The sequence below is a fragment of the Aquificaceae bacterium genome, from assembly GCA_037481935.1.
Lineage (GTDB): Bacteria > Aquificota > Aquificia > Aquificales > Aquificaceae > Pampinifervens.
Genome location: JBBFKQ010000002.1, coordinates 182,860 through 205,409 on the forward strand (window position 1 = coordinate 182,860; position 22,550 = coordinate 205,409).

Below are 22,550 nucleotides of genomic sequence, written 5' to 3' on the forward strand. Positions count from 1 at the left end.
CCTTCCCCCTCCGGGGGGCTATAATTAATCCTTATGCAACTCTACGACCTGTATCGTGGCAGGGATTATCACATTGTTCCAACCTTGGAAAGGATAGAAAAGGCCGTAAGCTATCTATCCTTCAAACCCTCTTACATTTCACTTCAGGTAGGTGGGACCAACGGAAAAGGTTCTACCTGTGCCTTTGCTCAGAGCATCCTCAGACATCATGGCTATAAAGTTGGCTGGTTTGTTTCTCCCCATCTCTCTGATGAGAGGGAAAGGTGGAGGATAAACGGTGAGAAGATACCCGAGGAAAGACTCTCAGAGCATGTGGGGGAGCTGAGACCTGTTTTTGAGAGGTTTGAACTCACCTACTTTGAAGCCTGCACACTTATAGCACTCCTATACTTTGAGGAAGAGAAGGTGGACTTTGCGGTTTTTGAGGTAGGCATGGGCGGCAGGTGGGATGCAACAAAAGTTTGCCAGCCAGAGGTCTGCGTAATAACCAACATACAGAGAGACCATACCAGGTGGCTTGGAAGGGACTGCGAAAGCAGGGCGGTGGAGAAGCTGGGCATCTACAGAAGGGGAAAGCCTCTGGTGCTCGGGAGTATGAGGTTTCCGCTATACACAAAGGCTCTGGAGCTGTGTGATGAAAGGGACCTTTATGTGGCCGGCATTGACTTTTTCTGCTCTGGCAGGGTTGAGGGTGCAAAGACGGTTATGGATTTTTACGAGGATGGAAATATCAGGCTTGAAAAAGCAGAGCTTGGTCTCTGGGGCAGGTATCAGGTTGACAACGCAAGCCTTGCCATAAGGGCTACTGGGCTTTTGATAGACCTGAAAGAGGATGCACTCAGGAACGCTCTGAAAACTACCAGATGGGAGGGCAGGATGGAAATCCTCAGGAAAAGCCCCCTGTTAATACTGGACGGAGCCCATAATCCTGACGGGGTGGCAAGGGTTGTGAAAGAGTTGAAAAGGCATATGGGAAAGCTTACCCCTGTATTTACAGCCCTGAAGGACAAGGAGTGGGAGCTTTCGCTTTTTCATCTGAGGGAGCTTTCAGACAGAATTTACCTTGTTCCTGTAAAGCATCACAGAGGAGAAGAAATGCTGACCCTCTATCAGAAGGCGAGAGAAGTGGGCTTTAGAGAAGTCATTGTTCTTGATGGCTCAGAACAGCTTCTTGAACTCAAAGAGGACCTGCTGGTGCTTGGGTCCTTATATCTTGTAGGGGAGATAAGGGAGATACTGGAGAGGGAAAAGGTAGTATGAAGGTTAGGTTTGTGGGTAGTTTTGTGAAAGGCTTTCCCATGGACGACCTCATGCATGTGGTATTTGTGGGCAGGTCAAACGTGGGAAAGTCATCCCTCATAAACATGCTGGTGGGGAAAGATGTAGCACGGGTAAGCAAAGAGCCCGGCAGAACAAGAGCCATAAACCTTTTTCTCCTTGAAGACCACGGTCTTTATCTTGCTGACCTTCCGGGCTATGGCTTCGCAAAAGTTTCAAAAAAGGTAAGGGAAGAGTGGAAAAGAATGATAGAGGGATACTTTCATGCCTGCTGGGAAGACATAAAGCTTGTCCTTTTGCTCATTGACAGCCTTGTGGGTCCTACAGAGCTGGACATTGAGAGCCTTAACTGGCTTCAGAGCCTGAATCTTCCCCACATAATAGCCCTGACAAAATGTGATAGAGCGAGCCAGAGAGAACTCAGTTCAACGCTCAAAAAGATAAGGGAATTTTCCCACGCAGAGGTAGTGCCCACTTCTGCAAAAGAGGGTATGGGCAAGAAGGAGCTTCTTAAATATGTTCTCAGCTAAGGCACCTCAGATGGAACTGGTTGGAAAAACCCTGTGTATACTGAAAAAGTATTCTCTCAACACCGTCTGTGAGGAATCCCTCTGTCCAAACATTGGAGAGTGCTTTTCCAAAGGGACAGCTACCTTCCTGATAATGGGCATGGTATGCACAAGAGCCTGCAAATACTGTCATGTATCCAGCGGAAGACCACAGCCACCAGACCCCTCAGAACCAGTCAGGTTATACCATGCAGTTAAAGAGCTTGGGCTCAGGCACGTGGTGATAACCTCCGTGGACAGGGACGACCTTCCAGACTTTGGTGCGGGGCACTTCAGGAGATGCGTGGAGTTTCTAAAGTCAAGAGACAGCAGTCTAAGGGTTGAGGTGCTAACTCCAGACTTTCAGGGTTCTGAGAAAGTCCTTGAGGAAATCATAAAGGCAAAGCCCCACATACTTTCCCATAACATAGAAACGGTGGAGAGAATCTTTAGAGAGGTGAGACCTCAGGGTGATTACAGGAGGAGCCTCAGGGTTCTCAGGTTCTATTCCGAGAGCGGAGTCGCTCCTGTAAAGTCTGGCATAATGCTTGGTCTTGGTGAAAGGTGGGAGGAGATAATAAAAACCATGGGGGACCTTAAAAGCGCTGGTGTGTCCTCTCTTGTGATTGGGCAGTATCTAAGACCAAGCCCAAAACACTACCCCGTCAAAAAATTCTACTCTGACGAGGAGTTCAAAAAACTTGAGGAGATAGCACTGGAAATGGGCTTTGAAAAGGTTCTTTCAAAGCCTCTAGCGAGGTCTTCTTATCACGCAGAAGAGCTTGCACTCTAAATCTTTCAATCCCACATTTGGCGGCTAAAACCCGTCGTGGCATTTCGCCGAAAACTCTTCAGCAACAATTACTATAATAGCATAGGGGTGCCATCAAAAGCAAGCAAATTTTCTCCAAGTGGCGGTAGTGCATTTTTTCTTTCCTGTCCTCAGGAAGGTGGGGATTTTTACCGCCACGCTCAGGATTATGCTATAATTAAAAGATTGTTAGGAAACCTTAGGAGGCTGAAATGCGTGCAAAGGGTCCTTCTTCAAGGAAGTTCAAGAAGAAGATACTGAAGCTGGCAAAGGGTTTTAGAGGTCAGCGTAAGAATGTATACAGAAGGGCGAAGGAGTATGTTTTCAGGGCTTTACAGTATCAGTATAGAGACAGAAGGCAGAGAAAGAGGCAGTTCAGAAGGCTCTGGATTGCCCGTATTAATGCTGCGGTCAGAGCCCATGGACTTTCCTACGGCAAGTTTATGAACGGACTTTCAAGGGCTGGCATAAACCTCAACAGGAAAATGCTTGCAGAGATGGCAGTTAGAGACCCTGAAGGTTTTTCTAAAGTGGTAAGCAGGGCGAAAGAAGCTCTGGCACAGACTGCATGATAGATTTTCAGAGGCTTCAGGGAGAGCTCGAGGAGGAAATACACAGAGTAAAAGACCTTAATGAGCTCTCACAGCTCAAAGCAAGATACCTTGGAAAAAAAGGGTTCATAACTCAGGCAATAGCACACATAAGGGAAGTGTCTCCGGAAGAGAGGAAGGAATACGGCTCGAGGGTAAACAGTCTAAAGGAGTTTGCAGAAGAGCTTTTCAGGAAAAAGGAGGAGGAGCTAAGGGCTTTTGAGATTGAAAGAAAGCTCTCAAAAGAATGGCTTGACCTTTCCGTGCCCCTTGAGCCTGCCATCGGCACCCTTCACCCACTTACTCAGACTCTGAGAAGGATAAAGGACATATTCGTGAGTATGGGCTTTTCTGTAATGGAAGGTCCAGAGCTTGAACTTGAAGAGTATAACTTTGATATGCTCAACATACCAAAGGAACATCCAGCCAGAGAGATGCAAGACACCTTCTATGTAAACAGGGAAGGTTATCTCCTGCGCACCCACACCTCTCCTGTTCAGATAAGAACCATGCTATCACAGAAACCTCCCATATACATAGTGGCCCCGGGGAGAGTTTACAGAAGGGATGATGACCCTACCCATTCGCCCATGTTTCATCAGGTGGAGGGTCTCGCTGTAGACAGGGACATAAACTTTGGACATATGAAATACACCATTGAGACCTTTCTCAGGGGGTTCTTCAAGATAGACATGCCCGTCAGGTTCAGAGCCTCTTACTTTCCCTTCACAGAGCCCTCTGCAGAAGTGGATATAGGCTGTGTCATATGCGGTGGTGAGGGCTGCAGAGTCTGTAAAGAAAGCGGCTGGCTGGAGGTTATGGGCTGTGGTATGGTTCATCCTGTGGTCCTTCAGAACTGTGGTATTGACCCTGAAGAATATCAGGGTTTTGCCTTTGGAATGGGTGTTGAAAGGCTTGCCATGCTCTATTTTGGTGTAGACAACATAAAGCTGTTCTTTGAGAACGATATAAGGTTTCTCAAGCAATTTTAACCATGCTGAAAGACTTTACGCCCCAGGAGAGGAAGGTAGTTCTCAGCATAACTTTTGCAGTTATGGTGCGCATGCTTGGTCTGTTTTTGCTCCTTCCCGTTCTATCACCCTATCTGAAGACCCTTGAAGGAGCAACTCCACAGCTTATAGGTCTTGCCATAGGCATATACGGTCTTGCGCAGGCTATTCTTCAGATACCCTTTGGTTATCTCTCTGACAGACATGGAAGAAAGCCTGTAATATTGGTTGGTATGCTCACCTACGCCCTTGGCAGTCTAATGGCTGGTCTTGTTTCAAACATATGGAGTATGGTGTTTGCTCGTTTCCTTCAGGGCTTTGGTGCAGTCTCTTCTGCCATGATAGCTCTTTCTGCGGACCTTACCAGAGAAGAGGTCAGAACAAGAGCTTTTGCCCATATAGGTGCCTCCATAGGGCTTACTTTTGCTCTCAGTCTTACAATAGCCCCGGTTCTTGCAGGAAAGTTTGGAGTTCCATTTCTCTTTTTTCTCACCGCATTTCTAAGCCTTCTTGCCACAGCGGTGCTTATGCTGAGGGTTCCCGAGCCTTCCCAGAGGTCAAAGGAGAGGGAGATAAATCCGTCGCTGAAAAATATAACCATGCTTCTTACCGATAAAAACCAGCTTTTCCTCAATCTCTCCATAGCCCTGACCCATGCCTTCATGGTGGTCATATTTACCGTGGTGCCCTACGAACTGGTCTACCTCTACCACTTTCCCAAGCTCAGACACTGGGAGATTTACCTGCCCACCATTCTTCTTGCCCTTGCCTTCATGGTGCCGATGGTGATTCTGGCAGAAAAGAGAGGCAGGTTCAGGGAGGTGTTCATGCTCGGGGTGCTACTTCTTGGGCTTTCCTTTATATCTTTTGCGCTTCTTGGAAACTTCCTGGGCATTGTGCTTATGGTTCTTTTCTTCTTTATGGGCTTTAACCTGCTTGAGGCCCTTGTCCCCTCACTGCTGACAAAATTGACTCACAGAGACCTGAGGGGACTTTCCCTTGGCTTTTTCAACACAACCCAGTTTCTCGGAGCCTTTGCGGGCGGTCTGTGGGGGGGTTATGTGCTAAAGCATGGATATAGCTATATGACAGTGATAGCAATTCTGGCTGTGCTGATATGGTTTGTGTCTGGCCTTCTCTGGTTCAACGGTTTGAAAATTCATTCAAGGCTTGGAGTTGCTAAGGAATAAGCGCTGGTTAAATTTACTCGCAATGAAAGAAAACATCACAAATATACTCCTTACAGTGCTTGAATACAGAGATGTGTATACAAGAGGGCATACAGACAGGGGAGTGTTCTACGCTCTGAAGATAGGGGAGAGTATGGGGCTTTCTGGTGAAGAGCTGGAGTATATTCGGATTGGCGGTATGGTGCACGACGTGGGTAAAATAGCAATACCCGACGTGATACTCCTCAAGCCAGGGAGACTGACAAAAGAGGAGTTTGAAATAATGAAATTGCACGTGAGCCTGGGTTATGAGATGGTAAAAGATTCAGAAATACCCGGGGAAGCTCTCAATGTGCTACTCTATCATCAGGAAAAGTATGACGGAAGTGGCTATCCCTTTGGTTTCAGAGGTGAACAGATACCCTTGCTCGCGAGGATATACACGGTGGCGGATTCCTTTGAAGCCATGACCTCAAGAAGAATATACAAGAAAGCAAAAAGCTGGGAGCAGGCTATGCAGGAGATGGAAGAACTCGCCTCAATACACTTTGACCCAGATGTTGTGTCTTACGCAGTAAAGACCCTGTATAGTCTGAGGTATGTGAGCATAAACCCCTCCCATGTTAATCAGGAAATAGAAAAGATAAGATGGAGCTTCCATTACATGGACCCGACAGGTGCCATAAGGGGTGACCTTTTTCTTCCGGCTCTGAAGGCCTTTATGGAACAGAAGGACAGCTTCTGCCTTACAGTGTTTGATATAAAGAACCTCACGCATATAAATCTCCAGAGAGGCTGGGAAGCAGGAAACGAGGCCCTGAAGAGGCTCGTCTGGGCTATAAACCTTCAGTGCTGCTCAATGCATGATATAAAGGATGTTATACTCAAGCTCATGAAGGAAGATGTTATAGATATAATGAGCCCTGTTATATTCCGCATAGGAGGTGACGAGTTTGCAGTTATTGCACCATATATACCTCCGCAGGAGAAGGTTCTTGGTGTGGTAAGGAGCATGAAGGAAATAGGAGTTGATATAGACTATTTACAGATGTCCTATCCTTCAACTTTCTCCAGCTATGATGAGGCCCTTGACAGGATATTTAACTTTACAAAAAGGAAGCTGCTTGGGCTCTATAATATAACCTCATGACAACCCTGGAGCTGGCGGAGCTTCTCAGGGCTCAACATTCTGGAAAACCCTTACCCTTCAGTGGCTTTTCAATAGATAGCAGAAGCGTGCAGAAAGGACAAGTTTTTGTAGCCATAAGGGGCAAAACCCACGACGGGCATGATTTTGCTCTGGATGCGCTGAAAAGGGGCGCAGTGGGTGTAATCTGTGAAAGAAGGCTTGAGCTACCCACTGGAGCTCCCCAGATACTGGTGGAGAATTCGCTGGAAGCCCTCAGAAGCTTTGCTCGCTGGAGAAGGGAAAACTTCAGAGGTAAGGTCATTGCCATAGCCGGGTCTGCAGGCAAGACTACCACAAAGGAGCTTACCGCCTATCTGCTCTCAAAAGTGGGAAAGGTCTGCAGGACTCCCAGAAACTACAATTCTCAGGTTGGGGTTCCACTTTCGGTGGCAAACTTTGAGGAAGGTTGCCATTTCTGGGTTGTGGAGATAGGGGCAAGTCAGAAAGGTGATGTGAGAAGGCTTGTTGAGCTGGTAAGACCCCACATAAGGGCAATAACCGCCATAGGGGAGGAGCATCTTGAGACCTTTGGGTGTCTTGATGACGTGGTGCTGGGAAACGGGGAGGTTTTCCACCAGATGGAGGAAGAAGACTGGGGCGTATGCCCTTCCAGCGTATCCCACTGTTATTCCATACATAAAAAGCTTGTATTCGGAGAGGGGGAGTTCAGGGCAGAGAATATAAACCTTTCCGAGGAAGGTATTAGCTTCAGGGTCTATGGAGTGGATGTGTTTATTCCAGTGCCAAGCCTGGCTCTGATAGAAAACTCCCTTTGTGCCTTCGCCATACTCAGGACTCTGGACATTGACTGGAAAGACCTCGTCCACTATCTTGCAGATTTTCACCCCGTGGAAGGACGCTTTCGTATACTGAGAAAAGGAAAGGTAGTTCTGGTAGATGATACTTACAACGCCAATCCACCTTCTGTCAGGATGGCTCTGAAAAGTCTCAGCCTGTTCAGGACTCGAAGAATCGCAGTTCTTGGCGACATGCTGGAGCTTGGAAAGGACTCTGAGCACTACCACAGAGAAACAGGGAGGCTATGTGCGGAGCTTGGCATAGATGTATGCCTGTTCCTGGGAGAGCACATGAAGCATGCCTATGAGTTATGCAAAGAGCTGGGAGGAAGGTGCTACCATTTTAAAGCACCAGAGGAACTTCTTGACTGGCTTCTCAGGAATGTCAGTGGGAAAGCTGTTATACTTTTTAAAGGTTCAAGAGGCATGAACATGGAAAGGCTGGTGGAGGGCTTTTTGAATGGCAGAGCTGATTGATGTTTATAAGAACCTTGAGGGGGGCATACTGTTTCATACGAAGCTTGAAAAGCTCAAGTATCAGGAGGGAAAGGTATACCTGAACCCTACCCCCCTCGCCAGAAGGCTGATACTGACTGGAGATGTGATAAATCTGGGATACATGAACTTTGTGCTTCCAGGAAGGGTTGTAGGTAAAAACGAAAATATTATAGTAAACATCTTTTATGCAGGCGAGGGAAGGCTCGGAGACAGAAGCAAGCCTAGGGTTCCGGTTCAGAAGGAACATGCCTTTATGGTTCTCCTCAAGATTGGTGGCATCTTCCGAACCTTCGAGCCAGTTGACATATCGGAGGGTGGTTTCTCCCTTGTGATAACAGATTCTTCCCTCGTGCCTGAAATGATGAACAAGAGCCTGGATTTTAAGATTACGGGCAGAGAAGAGCTTTCTGGAGTCTCTGGCACTGCAAGGCTTGTGGGTATAGTGGAAGAAAGACCCTACAGTTCAAAGCTTGCTTTTGAGGTTGATATTGATGATGCCAGCTCCACTAAGATAAGGCTATATGTTATAAACACCATAAAGAGGTTGTTGAGTGGTGCTTGACATATTAGAATATAATGATATAATTATATTGCGATAATCATGGGAGTGTTGATTTTATTGCTCACACTGCTAACTCTGGCTTTTGCCAGGGATATTACCCTGAAAGAGGTGGTGGACCTGGCACTCAAGAACAGCCCTCTGATAAAGTCTGCTCAGAGGGATTTGAGAGCTCAGGAGCTTGAACTCAAGGCTGCAAGAGGTGCCCTCTTCCCCAGGGTTAAACTGGAAGAAACCTTCACAAGAACAGACATGCCCGCCTACGCCTTCATGAGCCGGCTCAATCAGGAAAGAATAACACAGCAAGACTTTGACCCAGGGAGGTTAAACAACCCCTCATCCATAGACAACTTTGAGACAAAGCTTACCCTTGAGGTGCCCATATGGCTGGGTGGTAAAATTCAGTCTGCACAGAAAATGGCGGAGTATGAATACAGAGCGGTGGGTTTTGAAGCTGGAAGAAGGGAGGAGGAGGTTATAAGGCAGGTATACCATGCATACATGGAGGCAGTTCTTGCAAAGGAAGCTATAAAAGTGGCCAGACAGGCAGTTGAGGATGCAAGAGAGCATCTCAGACTTGCAGAGCAGATGCACAGCGTTGGCATAGCTCTGCTTTCTGATGTGCTCAGGGCAAAGGTGTATCTCTCCAAGGCGGAGGAAAACTTAGATAAGGCCATAAGGGGCTATCAGGTTGCAAAGAAGGGGCTTGAAGTAGCAATAGGTTTAAAGCTTGGAGACTTTGATGTTCAGGATGAAAGCGCTTGCCCTGCGGTAAACCTCCAGGCTCTAAAAGAAAGAGTTCTGGGCAGGAAGGATATAAGAGCCCTTGAGGAGAGGCTAAAGGCACTGGAAGAAGCCTACAGGCTCACTCTTTCAGACAACCTTCCTCAGGTTTACGCCTTTGCCCAGTATTTTCTAAACTCTAAGGAATATCCTTTTGGTGCTGACGGAAAAGGCTACCTTGCGGGAATAGGCATCTCCTGGACCTTTGACACTGGACTGACCACATTCAGAAAGGCTCAGGCAAACCTTGAAAGAAAGGCAAGCCTTCAGGAGAAGTTAAAGCTCCTGAGGGATTCTGCGGTTTTTGACCTTGAGAAGTCTTACGCCGAGTATGAGAACGCTCTGGATATGCTCAGGTCCGCTGAAGACAGGATAAGGGCAAGTCAGGAGGTTCTCAGGGTCATGGAGGTCCGATACAGAAATGGACTTGCCAGGATGGTGGATATACTTGATGCCCAGACAGAGCTTGACAGGGCAAGACTGGAGAAGGTTCAGGCAATAAACGCCTGCCACAAGGCTTACATGGATATCCTCTATAACGCAGGCTCCGTAGAGGAGGTGAAAAAATGAAGGGCTGGATAAAGTATGCAGTATTTGTCCTTATAATCCTTGCCATGGTGGTCTGGCTCGGGGGGTTTCTCACAAAAAAAGAAAAACCTGGCGAGGTATCTCAGGAGGCAAAGGTTGTTCATGGTATCACCACAGGCAATGTGGAAAGGCTTTCTGAAGTTCTTAGCCCCTACACAGGTCAGATAGTGGCGGACAAAAGGGTGGAAGTTTCCACAAGGATTATGGGAAGGGTGAAGCATGTTCTGGTGAAGGAGGGTGACAGTGTAAGGATGGGTCAGCTCCTTGTGAGCATAGATGCGGAGGACATAAGGGCTCAGGCGGAGGCAGTGCAACATCAGATAGCTCAGGCGGAGCAGGCACTCAGGTCAGCATCCGCAAACTATGAGGCCGTAAAAAAGACCTTTGAAAGGTATTCAGCCCTTCTAAAGGAGGGTGCCATAACGCAGCAGGAGTTTGACCAGATAAAGGCACAGTTTGAGTCAGCAGAGGCTCAGGTGGCACAGGCAAGGGCGGGTGTAAAAGCAACACAGAGCCAGAAACAGGCAGTGGTCAGCAATCTCAAGTATGCGGGTATAACCTCGCCGGTGAACGGCTATGTGGTGCAGAAGGGAGTTGACGCTGGAGACCTTGCAGTGCCGGGTCATCCACTTCTTGTCTTGGAATCACCACCCTATCTATTTGAAGTCTTCCTGCCAGAAAGGTTCGCAGGCAGGGTCATGGCAGGTCAGGAGTATGAGGTAAGCATATCGGGGTTGAACAAAAAAGTCAGAGGCAGAGTGGTGGAGGTATCTCCTGCCCTTGACCCAATCACCAGAACCTTCAGGGTTAAGGTAAAGCTTGAGGATACCCAGGGTATAAGAAGCGGTATGTATGCCAGCATACTTATACCGGAAAGGGTGGAAGTGTTTCTTGTGCCAGAGGCTGCCATCGTGAAACGCTTTGACTTTACAGGTGTGTGGGTTGTAAAGCCTGACAACACCCTTGAGCTCAGGTTTGTCAGGCTGGGTGAGAAGAGGGGAGACAAGGTGGAGGTGCTGTCAGGTCTAAGGGAGGGTGAGAGGATAGTCATCCAGGGCATAGAGAAGGCCTGTGAGGGTTGCAGGGTAGGAGGCTGAGCATGTATGGCTTTGCTGGAAGGCTTGCCAACTACTTTATAGACTCAAAGCTCACTCCAGTTATTATACTGGTTTCCCTTGCCCTTGGTCTTTTTGCCGTTATTACCACTCCAAAGGATGAGGAGCCACAGATAGTGGTTCCCATGATAGACATAATGATTTCCTACCCAGGTGCAACCCCAGAGGAGGTGGAAAGGAGGGTTGTGGCACCCCTTGAAAAGAAGCTCTGGGAGCTCAAAGACATTGAATACATTTACTCTGCAAGTATGGAAGGCATGGCGGTGGTCACCGCCAGATTTTATGTGGGAACGAACCCGGTAAAAGCCTTGGTGGACCTCAACACCAAGATGATGTCTGCCATGGACCTTGCACCCCCGGGAGTGATGCTGCCACCCCTCGTAAAGCCAAAATCCATAGACGATGTGCCCATACTTACCCTTACACTCTGGGGCAAAAACTACGACCCCTACGACCTGAGACGCATATCCGAAGCCCTTGAAAACGAGATAAAGAAGGTTCAGAATGTGGCTGATGTTTTTCTTGTGGGTGGAAGACCAAGGCAGGTGCGCATAATCCTTGACCCGCAGAGAATGGCTGGCTATGGTATATCCCCTCTTCATATAGCCCACCTCCTTCAGGCTGCAAACGCCCAGTCTCTGAGCGGTAAGGTGGTTCAGGGTGGCAGGGAATATCTTGTGAGAACGGGGGAATTTCTAAGGTCGAAGGAGGATGTGGAAAACATAGTGGTTGGTGTCTTCAACGGAAAACCAGTTTATATGAAAGATGTGGCCACTGTGGTGGATGGTCCCTCTGAGGTGAGGGATTATACCCTGATGGGTTTTGGACCAAGGCATGAGGAAAAGGGCATACAGGGTGTAAAACCTGGAGAACTTTACCCCGCCGTTACCATAGCTGTTTCCAAGAGGGTGGGAACAAATGCGGTGGAAGTAGCTCAGGAGGTTCTTGAGCTGGTTGACCATCTCAAAGGGAAGATAATACCAAAAGACCTTGAGGTTACCATAACAAGAAACTACGGAGAGACGGCGAAGGAAAAGGCAGACACCCTCATAAAGAAGCTAATAATAGCCACTTTTTCCGTCATACTCCTGATTGCAGTAGCCCTTGGCTTTAAAGAGGCCATAGTAGTAGGCATTGCGGTGCCCGTCACCCTTGCCATAGCTCTCTTTCTCAGTCAGGTTTTTGGCTTTACTCTGAACAGGGTTACCCTCTTTGCCCTCATATTTGCCATAGGAATTCTCGTGGACGACGCCATAGTGGTGGTGGAGAATGTGCACAGGTGGTTTGAGCTCAAGCTGGCAAAGACGCCCAGGGAGGCAATAGTCAGGGCAACAGACGAGGTGGGAAATCCCACAATCCTTGCCACCTTCACCGTCATAGCAGCCCTCATGCCCATGGCTTTTGTGACAGGTCTTATGGGTCCCTACATGAGGCCCATACCCATAAATGCTTCTGTTGCCATGTTTTTCTCACTGCTGGTTGCCTTTATCATAACCCCCTGGGCGAGCTATCTGCTCCTGAGGAAAAAGTTTGACCAGGAGCATGAAAAGCATGAAGTGAACATAAGAGAAACAGCCTTCTGGAAAATATATTCCCGTCTTATGGTCCCACTCCTGACAAGCAGAGCAAAAAGATACGCCTTTTATGGCTTCACTCTTGCCCTGATGGGTCTGTCTGTGGGGCTTCTTCTCACAAAGGTAGTGGTTGTCAAGATGCTACCCTACGATAACAAGAGCGAGCTTCAGGTAGTTATAGACATGCCCGAGGGAACCCCTCTTGAGAAAACCCTTGAGGCCACAAGAGCCATAGGCGACTACATATCAAGGCAGTCCATAGTAACCGATTATCAGATATACGTGGGAACATCTTCACCCTTTAACTTCAATGGATTGGTAAGACACTACTACCTGCGTCAGGGCTCAAACCTTGCAGACATTCAGGTAAACCTTATAAACAAGGACAAGCGCCAGGAGCAATCTCATGACTTTGCCAAGAGGATAAGACCTGCGGTTCACGAGATAGGGAGGAAATACGGAGCAAAGTATGTGGCAGTAGTGGAAGTTCCACCGGGGCCACCAGTCCTGTCACCTATAGTGGCGGAGGTGTATGGTCCAGACCTCAGGCTTCAGCAGGAGTTTGCCAGAGAGGTGCTAAAAGTTTTCAGGGAGAGTAAGAGCATAACAGATGAGGGTATATACCTGGAGGACCCTGCACCTCTCTTGAGACTGGCAGTAAAGGAAGACAAGGCAAAGCTGGCAGGTTTTTCAAAGCAGGAGATTGTCCACACAGTCCAGGCATTGCTTGGGGGTTATCAGGCAGGCATAATGCAGAATACGGACACAGAGCACACACCCATAATAGTGAGGTTTGACGAAAAATACAGAACCCTTGACATGCTCCATATGCTTCAGGTAACCACAAGGGATGGTAAAAGAGTGCCCCTTTCAGAGCTCGTTGAGCTAAAAGAGGACACCGCACCGCCTACCATCTACCGCAAAAACCTCAGGCGCGTGGTGTATGTAATAGGCGATGTAGCAGGAAGAGAGGAAGCGCCCTTCTACGGTATTCTTGATGTGAGGTCGCAGATAAATAGCCTGCCCAACCCTTATGGAGGTGTTAAAGAGCTCTGGATGTCCCTGCCCCTTCTGGAGGATGGCCTTTATGTGAAGTGGGACGGTGAGATGCACATTACCCTTGAGGTCTTCAGAGACCTGGGGCTTGCCTTTGGAGTTGCCCTCTTTGTAATGTATGTGCTTATCCTTGGTTGGTTTAAGGACTTCAGAATCCCAGGCATAATAATGGCACCCATACCTCTTACCCTCGTGGGTATAATACCAGGACATCTTATAATGAACGCCTTCTTTACCGCTACTTCCATGATAGGCTTTATTGCCCTTGCGGGCATAATAGTGAGAAACTCTATACTGCTTGTAGACTTTGCAGAGGAAAGAATCAAGGATGGAGTTCCTCCCCATCTTGCCGTGGTGGAAGCGGGCGTCATAAGGACAAGACCTATACTGCTCACTGCGGTGGCAGTCATAGTGGGCGCCTTTGTCATAATCTTTGACCCTATCTTCAACGGCCTTGCCATATCCCTTATATTTGGAACCATAGGCTCCACAACTCTCACCCTTGTCCTGATACCTGTAATGTATTACGCCAGCAGGGTCAAGAGGATGGAAACCCTCCCGACCCCAGAAGAGGTGCAGAAAGACATTCTCAGATAATTAGGAGGCTGTCTGTGGTGCCAAAGGGGTTGGGCACCTGCTGGTCTGCAGACAGCTCATTCTCCCAGTGCTGTCCATCAATAAGGTATTTGAACCTGTAGCTCCTTCCAGTTTTCAGCCTCTTGCTTATCCAGAAGGTGCCGTCCTTTTTCCTCTTCATTGGTTCAGGCTTCCAGTTGTTCCATTCACCAACCAGCTCCACCCTCTGAGCATCATCCCTCTTCACATAAAAGCTAACCACGCATATGTCCTTGCCTTCCTGATAGGTCTTTGTAACCATGTGCCACCTCCTCTAATTATTATGCTACCATATATAGGCATGTATCTGAACCTCAGCCGGGAGCAGGTAGAAGAGCTGTCTAAGGATTACAATGTAATTCCTCTCTTCGCGGAGTTTATGGCGGATACTGAAACGCCTCTTTCTCTCTATCTTAAACTGAGGGAAGGCTGGAAATACAGCCTGCTTCTTGAAAGCGCTGAGGGAGGGATAAAGTGGGGAAGATACTCCTTTGTAATTCTTGCCTCAAGCTTTCAGTATGCATGGAAGAGGGGCATAGCCTACCTTTACAGGGGTGGAAAGGTAAGCCTTCTTCAGGAAGGGGACCCTCTCAGACCACTGGATGAAATGCTGAAAGCGCTCAGACCTTACCATGACCCTTCCCTTCCCAGGTTCTGGGGTGGTTATGTGGGCTATGTGGGCTATGATGTGGTAAAGCGTTATGAGCCTGTGGAAGATAAAAAACCAGACCCCCTTGAGGTCTTTGACCTCCTCTTTGTGCTGAGCGATGCGCTGGTGGTCCATGACAACCTGAGCGGGAGCATAAAAATAATCGTGCCCATGCTCACAGAAAGAGGCATACAAAGAGAGTATGAGAGAGCCAGAAGTCTCGTAGAAGACCTGAGGGGCAGGATATTTGAAAGCTGTGTCTATCCTTTGCACTTCTCACAGGAGGATGTGAGGCTCGAAGAGTGGCGTTCAGCATACAGCAAGGAAGAGTTTATGACAATGGTGGAAAGGGCGAAGGAGTATATATCTCAGGGGGATGTGGTTCAGGTAGTGCTCTCTCAGAGGTTCAGAAAAAGTTTCTATGGTGAGGCTGAGAGCATATACAGGTCCCTGAGATACCTAAACCCATCGCCCTACATGTATTACATGGACCTTGGAGACCTGAAGGTCATAGGCTCTTCTCCAGAAGTGCTGGTCAGACTTGAAGGGAAAAGGATAGAAACAAGACCCATAGCAGGCACAAGGAAGAGAGGGAATACCCCTGAGGAGGATATGGCTCTGGAGAGGGACCTGCTAAATGATGAGAAGGAAAGGGCTGAGCACCTCATGCTTGTTGACCTTGCCAGAAATGATGTGGGGCGCGTGAGCAAACCCGGAAGCGTGAGAGTGGAGGGTTTTATGAGGGTTGAAAGGTATTCGCATGTGATGCATATAGTGAGTGATGTGGTGGGTGAACTGAAGGAGGGGCTTTCTGCAGTGGACGTGCTGAAGGCTCTATTCCCTGCGGGCACGGTTTCCGGAGCTCCAAAGGTAAGAGCCATGCAGATAATAGAGGAGCTTGAAAAGGAAAGGAGGGGCATATACGCAGGTGCGGTGGGTTATATATCCTTTGAGGGCAACATGGACATGGCTATAGCCATAAGAACAGCCCTATTGTTGGAAGATGAGCTCTTTCTTCAGGCAGGTGCCGGAATAGTGGCAGACTCTGACCCTGAGAAGGAATGGTGGGAAACGGTTAACAAGGCAAAGGCTCTCATGAAGGCGGTTGCTATGGCAGAATCAGTCCACAAAGAGAGATAAACCCTTTAAACCTTTCCTTCTAAAAAGTTCCCTTTTAACCATGGACTTGAAGAGCTCCTCGTCCCCCTTGAAGGAAGAAAACCTTCTCAGGATACTTGCCTTCTCCTCCCTGCTGAGACCTTCCCAGATTTTCTTCGCCATCTCACCCTCAAGTCTCTGCAGTGTGTCTTCAGCCTCCTTCAAGTCCTCAGGCACATGCACATTTAACTCTCTCTTAAGAATCTCCTCTGCAAGCCTGACCTTTCTCAGAAACCTTTCCCTCCAGTCTTCATTCCCCGAGGCTTTCCCCATATGAAGCCTTCTGAGCTTCTGTATCTCTCTAAAGCTCATGAAAAGGGGCAACTTTGACCTTTTTTCTGGAGGATGGAAAAGAAAAAATTTCTTTATCCCTTCCCTTATCACTTCAAGCGGATAGCCCTCCTCCTCAAGAAACTTAAGAAACCAGACGTCCCTGGGCGACAGGAAGTGCCCACCTCCTTTCAGCTGGAGTATGAAATCCTTAAGCTCTCTGTAGTAGCTCATTTACTCTTTCAAGGACCTCCCTGTGGCTCAGTCTTGTTCTAAAGCCCTCTGGAGTAAAATGAGTCCTTACTCCTTTAAAGACTTCCAGAAACCTCTCTATGGATGGAGACTGACCTATGCGAAAGGCTCTGCAGAGAGAGGATATGGTGTAAAAGCCAAGAGTATCACACTCACACTCCCTTCTGATTCTGTCTAAAAGTCTGTTTGTGCTGTCTGATATGTCAACCCTGCCCCTTATCTCCCATAGCCTGTGCACCAGCTCCCTGTCCCAAAGCTCTCCAAGCCACAGTGGCCCGGCAAGGAGAAGCGAACCCCCACAGTGGGGACACTGGTGCCCTATACTATCCAGCCCAGCCCCATCCCTGTAGAGGCACTTCGGGCAGTATAGAAGAAAGCCTATTTTCCTGAAAAGACTGTCTGTCCTTCTTGGTCCTATGTCCTTGATAAAGAATATCCTGAAGTAGTGCCTGTAGGAATAAGAAAATACAGGTCTCAGGGCGTAGTCCATCTTTGCCCCCTCTTCCAGCACCTTCTTTATCAGGATACGCACGCCCACCTCGTGGTAGAACTCTGCGGAAAGAAGCGGTCTTGAACCGTATCTTCTCATACATGTCTCAGGATAGGTTCCAGAAAGCACGGAGGTGTCCGTGGCAGTCACCGCAAGCATCCCATGCCTTGCAACGGGAAGTATACCACTTTCCAGAAAGGGCACTGGGGAACCAAAGGGGTCAATATCCACATAATGGCAGTTCCTGAGCCTTCTCAGAAGAAGACAGGCATCTTCCTGATGGACCTCCACCTGCTCTTCTGGTATGGCGTGCCTCTGGAGCATCCCTTTGAAGAAGTTAACCGCTTCCTGGCTTATGTCGTTGTATACGGCTTTCTTTACTCTGTCAGTTTCCAGCAGAAATCTCATGAGCCTGACACCGCTTGCACCCATGGGGTCGCAGACAAGGAGTTCTTCCTGTGGAAGGCAAAGAAGCATAAGAAGGCTTATGTCCCTGTTTTCCCTCATGTGGGGGTTGTAGAAAACGCCCATCTCTGAGGATATGACCTCTGGAAGCTCAAGGTCTAAGAATACCCTTCCCTCTCTTATCATGAAAGGCTGTAGCTCTTTACGGTATCCACCAGAAGCTTTACCTTACCAAGTTCCATGTCGGGCATGAGCCCATGACCCAGGTTAAAAACATAGCGTGTCTTTCTCGGAATGCACCTCAGAAGCTCAAGGGCTCTTTTTTCTATGGTTTCCTCATGGCAGTAAAGCACTGCGGGGTCAAGGTTTCCCTGAAAGGCTTTTGAGCTGTTTTTCATGGCAGAGGGCATGTCCACCGTCCAGTCCACGGAAAGGGCATCCACAGGCAGGCTTTCAAGGGCTTTTAGAAAGGAGCCAGAGCCTCTGAAAAAGTATATGACAGGTGCATCCGTCTGCTTTTTCAGGCCCTCAAAAAGGGGCTTCAGATAGTTCTGTGCATAATCCTCAAAGTCCTCAAAGGCAAGGTGCATAGCCCAGCTGTCAAAGACCTGCAGAATATCTGCACCAGCCCTGACCTGACCCAGCAAGTATTCAAGGAGGTTTTCAACCAGTAAGGGCATTAGCTTCTTATACTCCTCTGAACGCCACATAAAGAGCTTTGCCCTTCTGAAGTCTCTGTTTGAACCACCCTCCACCATGTATGCCATGAGTGTGAAGGGGGCACCACTGAAGCCTATGACCGGCACATCCCTTACCTGAGCCTTGACAGCTTTTATTATCTCCCCCACAAACTCCACATGAGAAAAACTTATTCTCTTCAGGCCTTCCACCCTTCCATCCCACTCAAGCCTTGGACCCTCACCTTCAAGAAACTCCACCTTTACGCCCATGGGCTCAAGAGGCACAAGTATGTCCGAAAAGATTATGACTGCATCTACCCCAAGAAGCTCCAACGGTAGAAGGCTCGCTCTGCTCGCCAGCTCCACCTTTTTGCAGAAGCTGAGAAAGTCTCTTTCCCTTTCCCTGAGTTCTCTATACTGGGGCATATACCGGCCCGCCTGACGCATTAGCCAGACAGGAAAGCGCGGGATTTTTTCACCTCTGAGACTTTTCAGAAGAAGCATGATTTAATATCTTAGCATATTTTTCACCCCCCGGGATGGGGGGTGAGGGAGGAGGTGAGCCATGGGGTTGCTGGGGGATTGGGTATAATAATATAGCATGGAATTCACGAAATTGCAAGGGTCTGGAAACGATTTTATCCTCATGGACAACAGGGATGGCAAGGTAAACAGGCTCACAGAGAGGCTTGGTCTGAATATGAAGGATTTTGTGGTATCCCTCTGCAAACCACACACTGGCATAGGTGCTGACGGTCTTATTCTGATAGAGCACCCACAGAACCCAGACAACCACTTCAGGTGGCAGTTTTTCAACGCTGATGGCTCTGTGGCGGAGATGTGCGGTAATGGTTCAAGATGTGCGGTAAGGTTTGCATACGAGAGGGGGATAGTGGGAGAAGAGGTAAGGTTTGAGACGCTTGCGGGAGTTATAAAAGCCTGGGTTATTGAAGGTGGAAGAAGGGTAAAGGTTCAGCTTACTGAGCCTAAAGATTACAGGGAAGTGAAGCTTGACATTAATGGAGAAAGGATAGAAGGAAGTTTTATAAACACGGGCGTTCCTCACTTTGTGGCGGTTGTTGTAGAGCTTGAAAGGCTGGATGTGGTGAAGGTTGGCAGGTCCATAAGGTTTCATCCAGAATTCCAGCCAAGGGGAACCAATGTGAACTTTATAAAACCCCTTTCGGAAAGGGCAGTGAAGATAAGGACATATGAAAGAGGAGTTGAGTCCGAGACCCTTGCCTGCGGAACTGGGGCTACTGCCTCTGCCCTTGTTGCCTACATGAAGGGGCTTGTAAGTGCAAAGCCAGTTGAAGTGCTTACGAGCGGTGGAGAGCTCCTGAGAATAGACTTCAGCGACGATTTCAGAGAGGTTTTCCTTGAAGGGGGTGTATGTAAGGTGTTTGATGGCTTCTTGTCAGAGGATGCACTGCTTTGCATGAGATAGCTCACAGATACTTAGAAGGACAGAGGTTATAATTCCACCTATGGCAGAGATAATAGTTGCTCAGCACGCAGGCTTTTGCTTTGGAGTCAGGAGAGCTATAAACCTTGCAGAGGAGGCAGTAAAGGATACAGCAACAGGAAGAAAGGTGCTCAGCATGGGTCCTCTCATACACAACCCTCAGGAGGTTAAAAGGCTTGAGGATAAGGGTCTGAGGCTCTTAGAACACGAGGAGGAGCTGGATGAGAAAAGCACCGTAATAGTTCGTTCTCACGGAATACCGCCTCAGAAGGAGAAAGAGCTCATATCAAAAGGTGTGAAAATAGTGGATGCCACATGTCCTTTTGTGAAGGCTGTTCATGAGGCTGTTGTAAAGCTCAGTAAGGAAGGCTACTTTGTGGTATTGGTAGGTGAAAAGGACCATCCAGAAGTGGTGGGAACGCTGGGGTATCTCAGGGAGTGTGGTGGAAGGGGCATGGTGGTGGAGAGCAGGGATGACCTCAGGGAGGTTCTTGGAAAAGACAGGGTCGGTATAGTGGCTCAGACAACTCAGAACGAACAGTTTTTCAAAGAGGTGGTGGGAGAAATTGCCCTCTGGGCAAGAGAGGTGAAAGTGATAAACACCATATGCAACGCCACCTCAGAGCGTCAGGAGGATGTCTACACGCTGGCACCTCATGTGGATGTTATGGTGATAGTGGGTGGCAAGAACAGCGGCAATACAAGAAGGCTCTACGAAATAGCGAAATCTCTGAACCCCAAAAGCTACCACATAGAAACACCGGAAGAACTCAAAGAAGAATGGTTTGAAGGGGCAAAAAAGGTGGGCATTACTGCAGGAGCTTCAACGCCCGACTGGATAATAGGGCAGGTGGTGGACAGCATAAGGAGCATGGTTGTATAATCTTGAATATGAAACTGCTCTTTCTGCTCTTTATCCTGTTAAGTCATGGCTTTTCTCAGGACCTGTATACAGAGTTTATAAGGTCTCAGGTAAAAGAGATACCCCTCAGCAAAGCCATAGTCGTGGGGAAGGGAAAGAGGGAGCTCATAACCTTCATAAACCCGGACTGTGGGCACTGCAGAAAGGAGTGGCAGGCTCTAAAGCCACATCTGGACAGGGTCAAGCTCTACGTGTTCCTGCTACCTTTCAGAAGCTTTCCAGAGAGCCATGCCAAATCCTACTACATAGCCTGTTCAAAGGATAGAGTCAGGGCTCTTGATGAGGTGCTCTCCGGGAAGTTTGACGGCAGACCTCCAAGGGTTAAAGAGTGCCCCCTCGTGTATGAACACATAAAAGTGGCAGAAAAGCTAAACGTTCAGGGAACGCCTTACAACATAATATTGGGAAGTTATAAGGTCATAGAGGGCTATAGCCCGGCTCTGCTCCAGGAACTTGGCATAAGATGATAGTGGTTGTCATGGGGCTCTCCGGCTCTGGAAAATCCTTTCTCGCCAGCATACTTCATGAGGATTTTGGCTTTGAATGGCTCAGAAGCGACCTGATTAGAAAAGAGCTGGCAGGCATTGACCCGCGCCAGAGGGTAAAGGAGGGTTTTGGCGAGGGGATTTACTCGGAGAAATGGACGCAAAGGGTTTACGAAGAAATGATAAAAAGGGCAGGGGAAGAGGCAAGTAGGGGCAAAAATGTGGTTCTTGATGCCACCTTTCTCCAGGAGTGGCAGAGGCAAATGGTAAAGGAGAACTTTCCAGATGCCATATTTTTGCTTGCTTATGCTGAGGAGGAGGAAATAATAAAAAGGCTAAGAGAAAGGCAAGATGTGTCAGATGCAGACATAGAGGTATACCTCAAGCAGAAAGAAAGCTTTGTTCCACCCCATTATGCCATACCCATAAACACAGAAAGAAGCAGGGAAGAGCTCAGGGCTGTCCTACGGGAGATGCTCCTGCAGAGTGAGTGGAAAGACACTCAAGAGAACGCTCTATAGGATTTCCCCCTTCCAGCTTGCAGTCAGGACTAATACCCTTTTCAGTGGTCACGGGTTCACCGCTTGGAAGTTTCATCTCAAAGGTGATTAGCCTGAGAACATTACCACAGGAATCAAGAAGATACATGTTGCTCCCCACATACTTACCCACAGTGTTTTCTCCCACTATGACTGCCCCCTTATACCTTTTGAGAAGAGTGGCAACCAGCTCTGCTGCGGATGCCGTTTGTCTGTTAACAAGCACCACAATGGGCTTATTAAAACCCTCCCTGTTTGTAAACTGATAAATTCCCAGGTTTCTTCCCCTGCCTTCAAGATAGAACATGACGCCCTCCCCTCCTATCAGCATATCCACTATGCCTTTTGCCACAGATATTAGCCCACCGCCATTATCCCTTAGGTCAAGAATAAGTATATCTATGTTGCCGGCATTGAATTTTTCCATCGCCTCCCTGAACTGTTCTACCGCGGGCTGTGTAAAATTGGTGAGCTTAATGTATCCTATATTCTTATCGCCATGTCTCCCTAAGGCCATCTCTTCTATCACGGGCACTGAAAATTCACCCTTTACCGCTCTTATGTCCATAAAAAGCCCATCCCTTATTATTTCAAGGCTTATAACTTCACCTTTCTCCGCCTCTCTTATAACCCTTCTCCACTGGTTTTTATCGCTCACACCGTTTATGGATACTATCAGGTCGCCTTCTCTGACCCCATACTTTTCAGCGGGAGATCCGGGAAAAACCTTTACCACATAGCCCCTGTCGTCCCACCGCACACCCAGACCCACCATCTTTGAGCTTGAATACCAGAGCCTGTCTTCTTCCTGCCTTGTTATGGATGTCCATCTGTCTCCTATTTTTCTTATCTGTTCTATTAGCTCCTGTTCATTCTTCCACTGAGTATCCTTTATCCTGTCCCACCATAGATAGTGCCTTTCCATGAGCACGCCAATCCTTTTTAATAGCTCATCTTTTGGACAGTCTTCACCTGCAAAGGAGATATGAAGGAGCAAAAGCACCAAAAAGATGGGTGCACCCATATGAGTTCAGTTAAGGAAATATAATTCAGTT

At 48.1% G+C, this 22,550-nt stretch carries 22 protein-coding genes; 17 read left to right on the forward strand and 5 right to left on the reverse strand.

Annotation, left to right across the window (positions count from 1 at the left end):
• Nucleotides 1–33 precede the first annotated feature (33 nt).
• From WHS43_02770 to WHS43_02825, 12 genes are all read left to right on the forward strand, one after another.
• Entirely contained in the window at nucleotides 34–1,260 is a 1,227-nt protein-coding gene (locus tag WHS43_02770) for a folylpolyglutamate synthase/dihydrofolate synthase family protein (GenBank protein ID MEJ5338560.1), read from the forward strand.
• Nucleotides 1,257–1,808 (forward strand): ribosome biogenesis GTP-binding protein YihA/YsxC, encoded by a 552-nt coding sequence (gene yihA, locus WHS43_02775; GenBank protein MEJ5338561.1) that lies wholly within the window; start codon nucleotides 1,257–1,259, stop codon nucleotides 1,806–1,808. The genes WHS43_02770 and yihA overlap by 4 nt, the downstream gene beginning before the upstream one ends.
• A gap of 10 nt (nucleotides 1,809–1,818) precedes the next feature.
• Entirely contained in the window at nucleotides 1,819–2,619 is an 801-nt protein-coding gene (gene lipA / locus WHS43_02780; GenBank protein ID MEJ5338562.1) for a lipoyl synthase, read from the forward strand.
• A 230-nt stretch (nucleotides 2,620–2,849) separates the two neighbouring features.
• Nucleotides 2,850–3,209: a 50S ribosomal protein L20 gene (gene rplT, locus WHS43_02785; GenBank protein MEJ5338563.1), complete on the forward strand. Its 360-nt coding sequence runs from the start codon at nucleotides 2,850–2,852 to the stop codon at nucleotides 3,207–3,209.
• Nucleotides 3,206–4,219, forward strand: coding sequence for a phenylalanine--tRNA ligase subunit alpha (locus tag WHS43_02790; protein ID MEJ5338564.1), 1,014 nt, complete (start codon nucleotides 3,206–3,208; stop codon nucleotides 4,217–4,219). The genes rplT and WHS43_02790 overlap by 4 nt, the downstream gene beginning before the upstream one ends.
• A 2-nt stretch (nucleotides 4,220–4,221) precedes the next feature.
• Nucleotides 4,222–5,427 carry an MFS transporter gene (locus WHS43_02795; GenBank protein ID MEJ5338565.1) on the forward strand — a complete coding sequence of 402 codons (1,206 nt, stop codon included), beginning with the start codon at nucleotides 4,222–4,224 and terminating at the stop codon, nucleotides 5,425–5,427.
• A 22-nt stretch (nucleotides 5,428–5,449) separates the two neighbouring features.
• On the forward strand, nucleotides 5,450–6,556 hold the full coding sequence (locus WHS43_02800; protein ID MEJ5338566.1) for an HD domain-containing phosphohydrolase: 1,107 nt from the start codon (nucleotides 5,450–5,452) through the stop codon (nucleotides 6,554–6,556).
• Nucleotides 6,553–7,869 carry a UDP-N-acetylmuramoyl-tripeptide--D-alanyl-D-alanine ligase gene (gene murF, locus WHS43_02805; protein ID MEJ5338567.1) on the forward strand — a complete coding sequence of 439 codons (1,317 nt, stop codon included), beginning with the start codon at nucleotides 6,553–6,555 and terminating at the stop codon, nucleotides 7,867–7,869. Before WHS43_02800 ends, murF begins: the two co-directional genes overlap by 4 nt.
• On the forward strand, nucleotides 7,853–8,452 hold the full coding sequence (locus WHS43_02810) for a hypothetical protein (GenBank protein ID MEJ5338568.1): 600 nt from the start codon (nucleotides 7,853–7,855) through the stop codon (nucleotides 8,450–8,452). The genes murF and WHS43_02810 overlap by 17 nt, the downstream gene beginning before the upstream one ends.
• Before the next feature lie 39 nt (nucleotides 8,453–8,491).
• Complete coding sequence (locus WHS43_02815; GenBank protein ID MEJ5338569.1) at nucleotides 8,492–9,802, forward strand: TolC family protein; 1,311 nt, start codon at nucleotides 8,492–8,494, stop codon at nucleotides 9,800–9,802.
• On the forward strand, nucleotides 9,799–10,917 hold the full coding sequence (locus WHS43_02820) for an efflux RND transporter periplasmic adaptor subunit (GenBank protein ID MEJ5338570.1): 1,119 nt from the start codon (nucleotides 9,799–9,801) through the stop codon (nucleotides 10,915–10,917). Before WHS43_02815 ends, WHS43_02820 begins: the two co-directional genes overlap by 4 nt.
• A 2-nt stretch (nucleotides 10,918–10,919) precedes the next feature.
• Nucleotides 10,920–14,162, forward strand: a complete 3,243-nt coding sequence (locus WHS43_02825; protein MEJ5338571.1) for an efflux RND transporter permease subunit — start codon at nucleotides 10,920–10,922, stop codon at nucleotides 14,160–14,162.
• Here the strand turns inward: WHS43_02825 and WHS43_02830 are convergent.
• Nucleotides 14,155–14,442: an isoamylase early set domain-containing protein gene (locus WHS43_02830; GenBank protein ID MEJ5338572.1), complete on the reverse strand. Its 288-nt coding sequence runs from the start codon at nucleotides 14,440–14,442 to the stop codon at nucleotides 14,155–14,157. The genes WHS43_02825 and WHS43_02830 overlap by 8 nt on opposite strands.
• 21 nt (nucleotides 14,443–14,463) lie before the next feature.
• On the opposite strand from WHS43_02830, the gene trpE reads away from it, so the two are divergent.
• Nucleotides 14,464–15,969 carry an anthranilate synthase component I gene (gene trpE / locus WHS43_02835; GenBank protein ID MEJ5338573.1) on the forward strand — a complete coding sequence of 502 codons (1,506 nt, stop codon included), beginning with the start codon at nucleotides 14,464–14,466 and terminating at the stop codon, nucleotides 15,967–15,969.
• Here trpE and WHS43_02840 read toward each other — a convergent pair.
• From WHS43_02840 to hemE, 3 genes are read right to left on the reverse strand one after another with little or no spacing between them, the layout of a single operon-like run.
• Nucleotides 15,949–16,491 carry a hypothetical protein gene (locus WHS43_02840; GenBank protein ID MEJ5338574.1) on the reverse strand — a complete coding sequence of 181 codons (543 nt, stop codon included), beginning with the start codon at nucleotides 16,489–16,491 and terminating at the stop codon, nucleotides 15,949–15,951. The genes trpE and WHS43_02840 overlap by 21 nt on opposite strands.
• The gene (locus WHS43_02845) at nucleotides 16,469–17,590 is read right to left on the reverse strand and encodes a tRNA (guanine(26)-N(2))-dimethyltransferase (GenBank protein ID MEJ5338575.1); all 1,122 of its coding nucleotides are present in this window, start codon (nucleotides 17,588–17,590) and stop codon (nucleotides 16,469–16,471) included. Before WHS43_02845 ends, WHS43_02840 begins: the two co-directional genes overlap by 23 nt.
• Nucleotides 17,587–18,588: a uroporphyrinogen decarboxylase gene (gene hemE, locus WHS43_02850; GenBank protein ID MEJ5338576.1), complete on the reverse strand. Its 1,002-nt coding sequence runs from the start codon at nucleotides 18,586–18,588 to the stop codon at nucleotides 17,587–17,589. The genes WHS43_02845 and hemE overlap by 4 nt, the downstream gene beginning before the upstream one ends.
• 97 nt (nucleotides 18,589–18,685) lie before the next feature.
• On the opposite strand from hemE, the gene dapF reads away from it, so the two are divergent.
• Genes dapF through WHS43_02870 form a run of 4 tightly spaced genes read left to right on the forward strand, consistent with a single transcriptional unit; the run spans nucleotide 18,686 to nucleotide 21,477 of the window.
• Nucleotides 18,686–19,531: a diaminopimelate epimerase gene (dapF, locus tag WHS43_02855; GenBank protein MEJ5338577.1), complete on the forward strand. Its 846-nt coding sequence runs from the start codon at nucleotides 18,686–18,688 to the stop codon at nucleotides 19,529–19,531.
• A gap of 40 nt (nucleotides 19,532–19,571) precedes the next feature.
• Nucleotides 19,572–20,432, forward strand: coding sequence for a 4-hydroxy-3-methylbut-2-enyl diphosphate reductase (gene ispH / locus WHS43_02860; GenBank protein MEJ5338578.1), 861 nt, complete (start codon nucleotides 19,572–19,574; stop codon nucleotides 20,430–20,432).
• Nucleotides 20,433–20,440: 8 nt separating this feature from the next.
• Nucleotides 20,441–20,938 carry a DsbC family protein gene (locus tag WHS43_02865; GenBank protein MEJ5338579.1) on the forward strand — a complete coding sequence of 166 codons (498 nt, stop codon included), beginning with the start codon at nucleotides 20,441–20,443 and terminating at the stop codon, nucleotides 20,936–20,938.
• Complete coding sequence (locus tag WHS43_02870) at nucleotides 20,935–21,477, forward strand: AAA family ATPase (protein MEJ5338580.1); 543 nt, start codon at nucleotides 20,935–20,937, stop codon at nucleotides 21,475–21,477. The genes WHS43_02865 and WHS43_02870 overlap by 4 nt, the downstream gene beginning before the upstream one ends.
• Here the strand turns inward: WHS43_02870 and WHS43_02875 are convergent.
• Nucleotides 21,410–22,519, reverse strand: a complete 1,110-nt coding sequence (locus WHS43_02875) for a S41 family peptidase (protein MEJ5338581.1) — start codon at nucleotides 22,517–22,519, stop codon at nucleotides 21,410–21,412. The genes WHS43_02870 and WHS43_02875 overlap by 68 nt on opposite strands.
• Nucleotides 22,520–22,550: the final 31 nt, after the last annotated feature.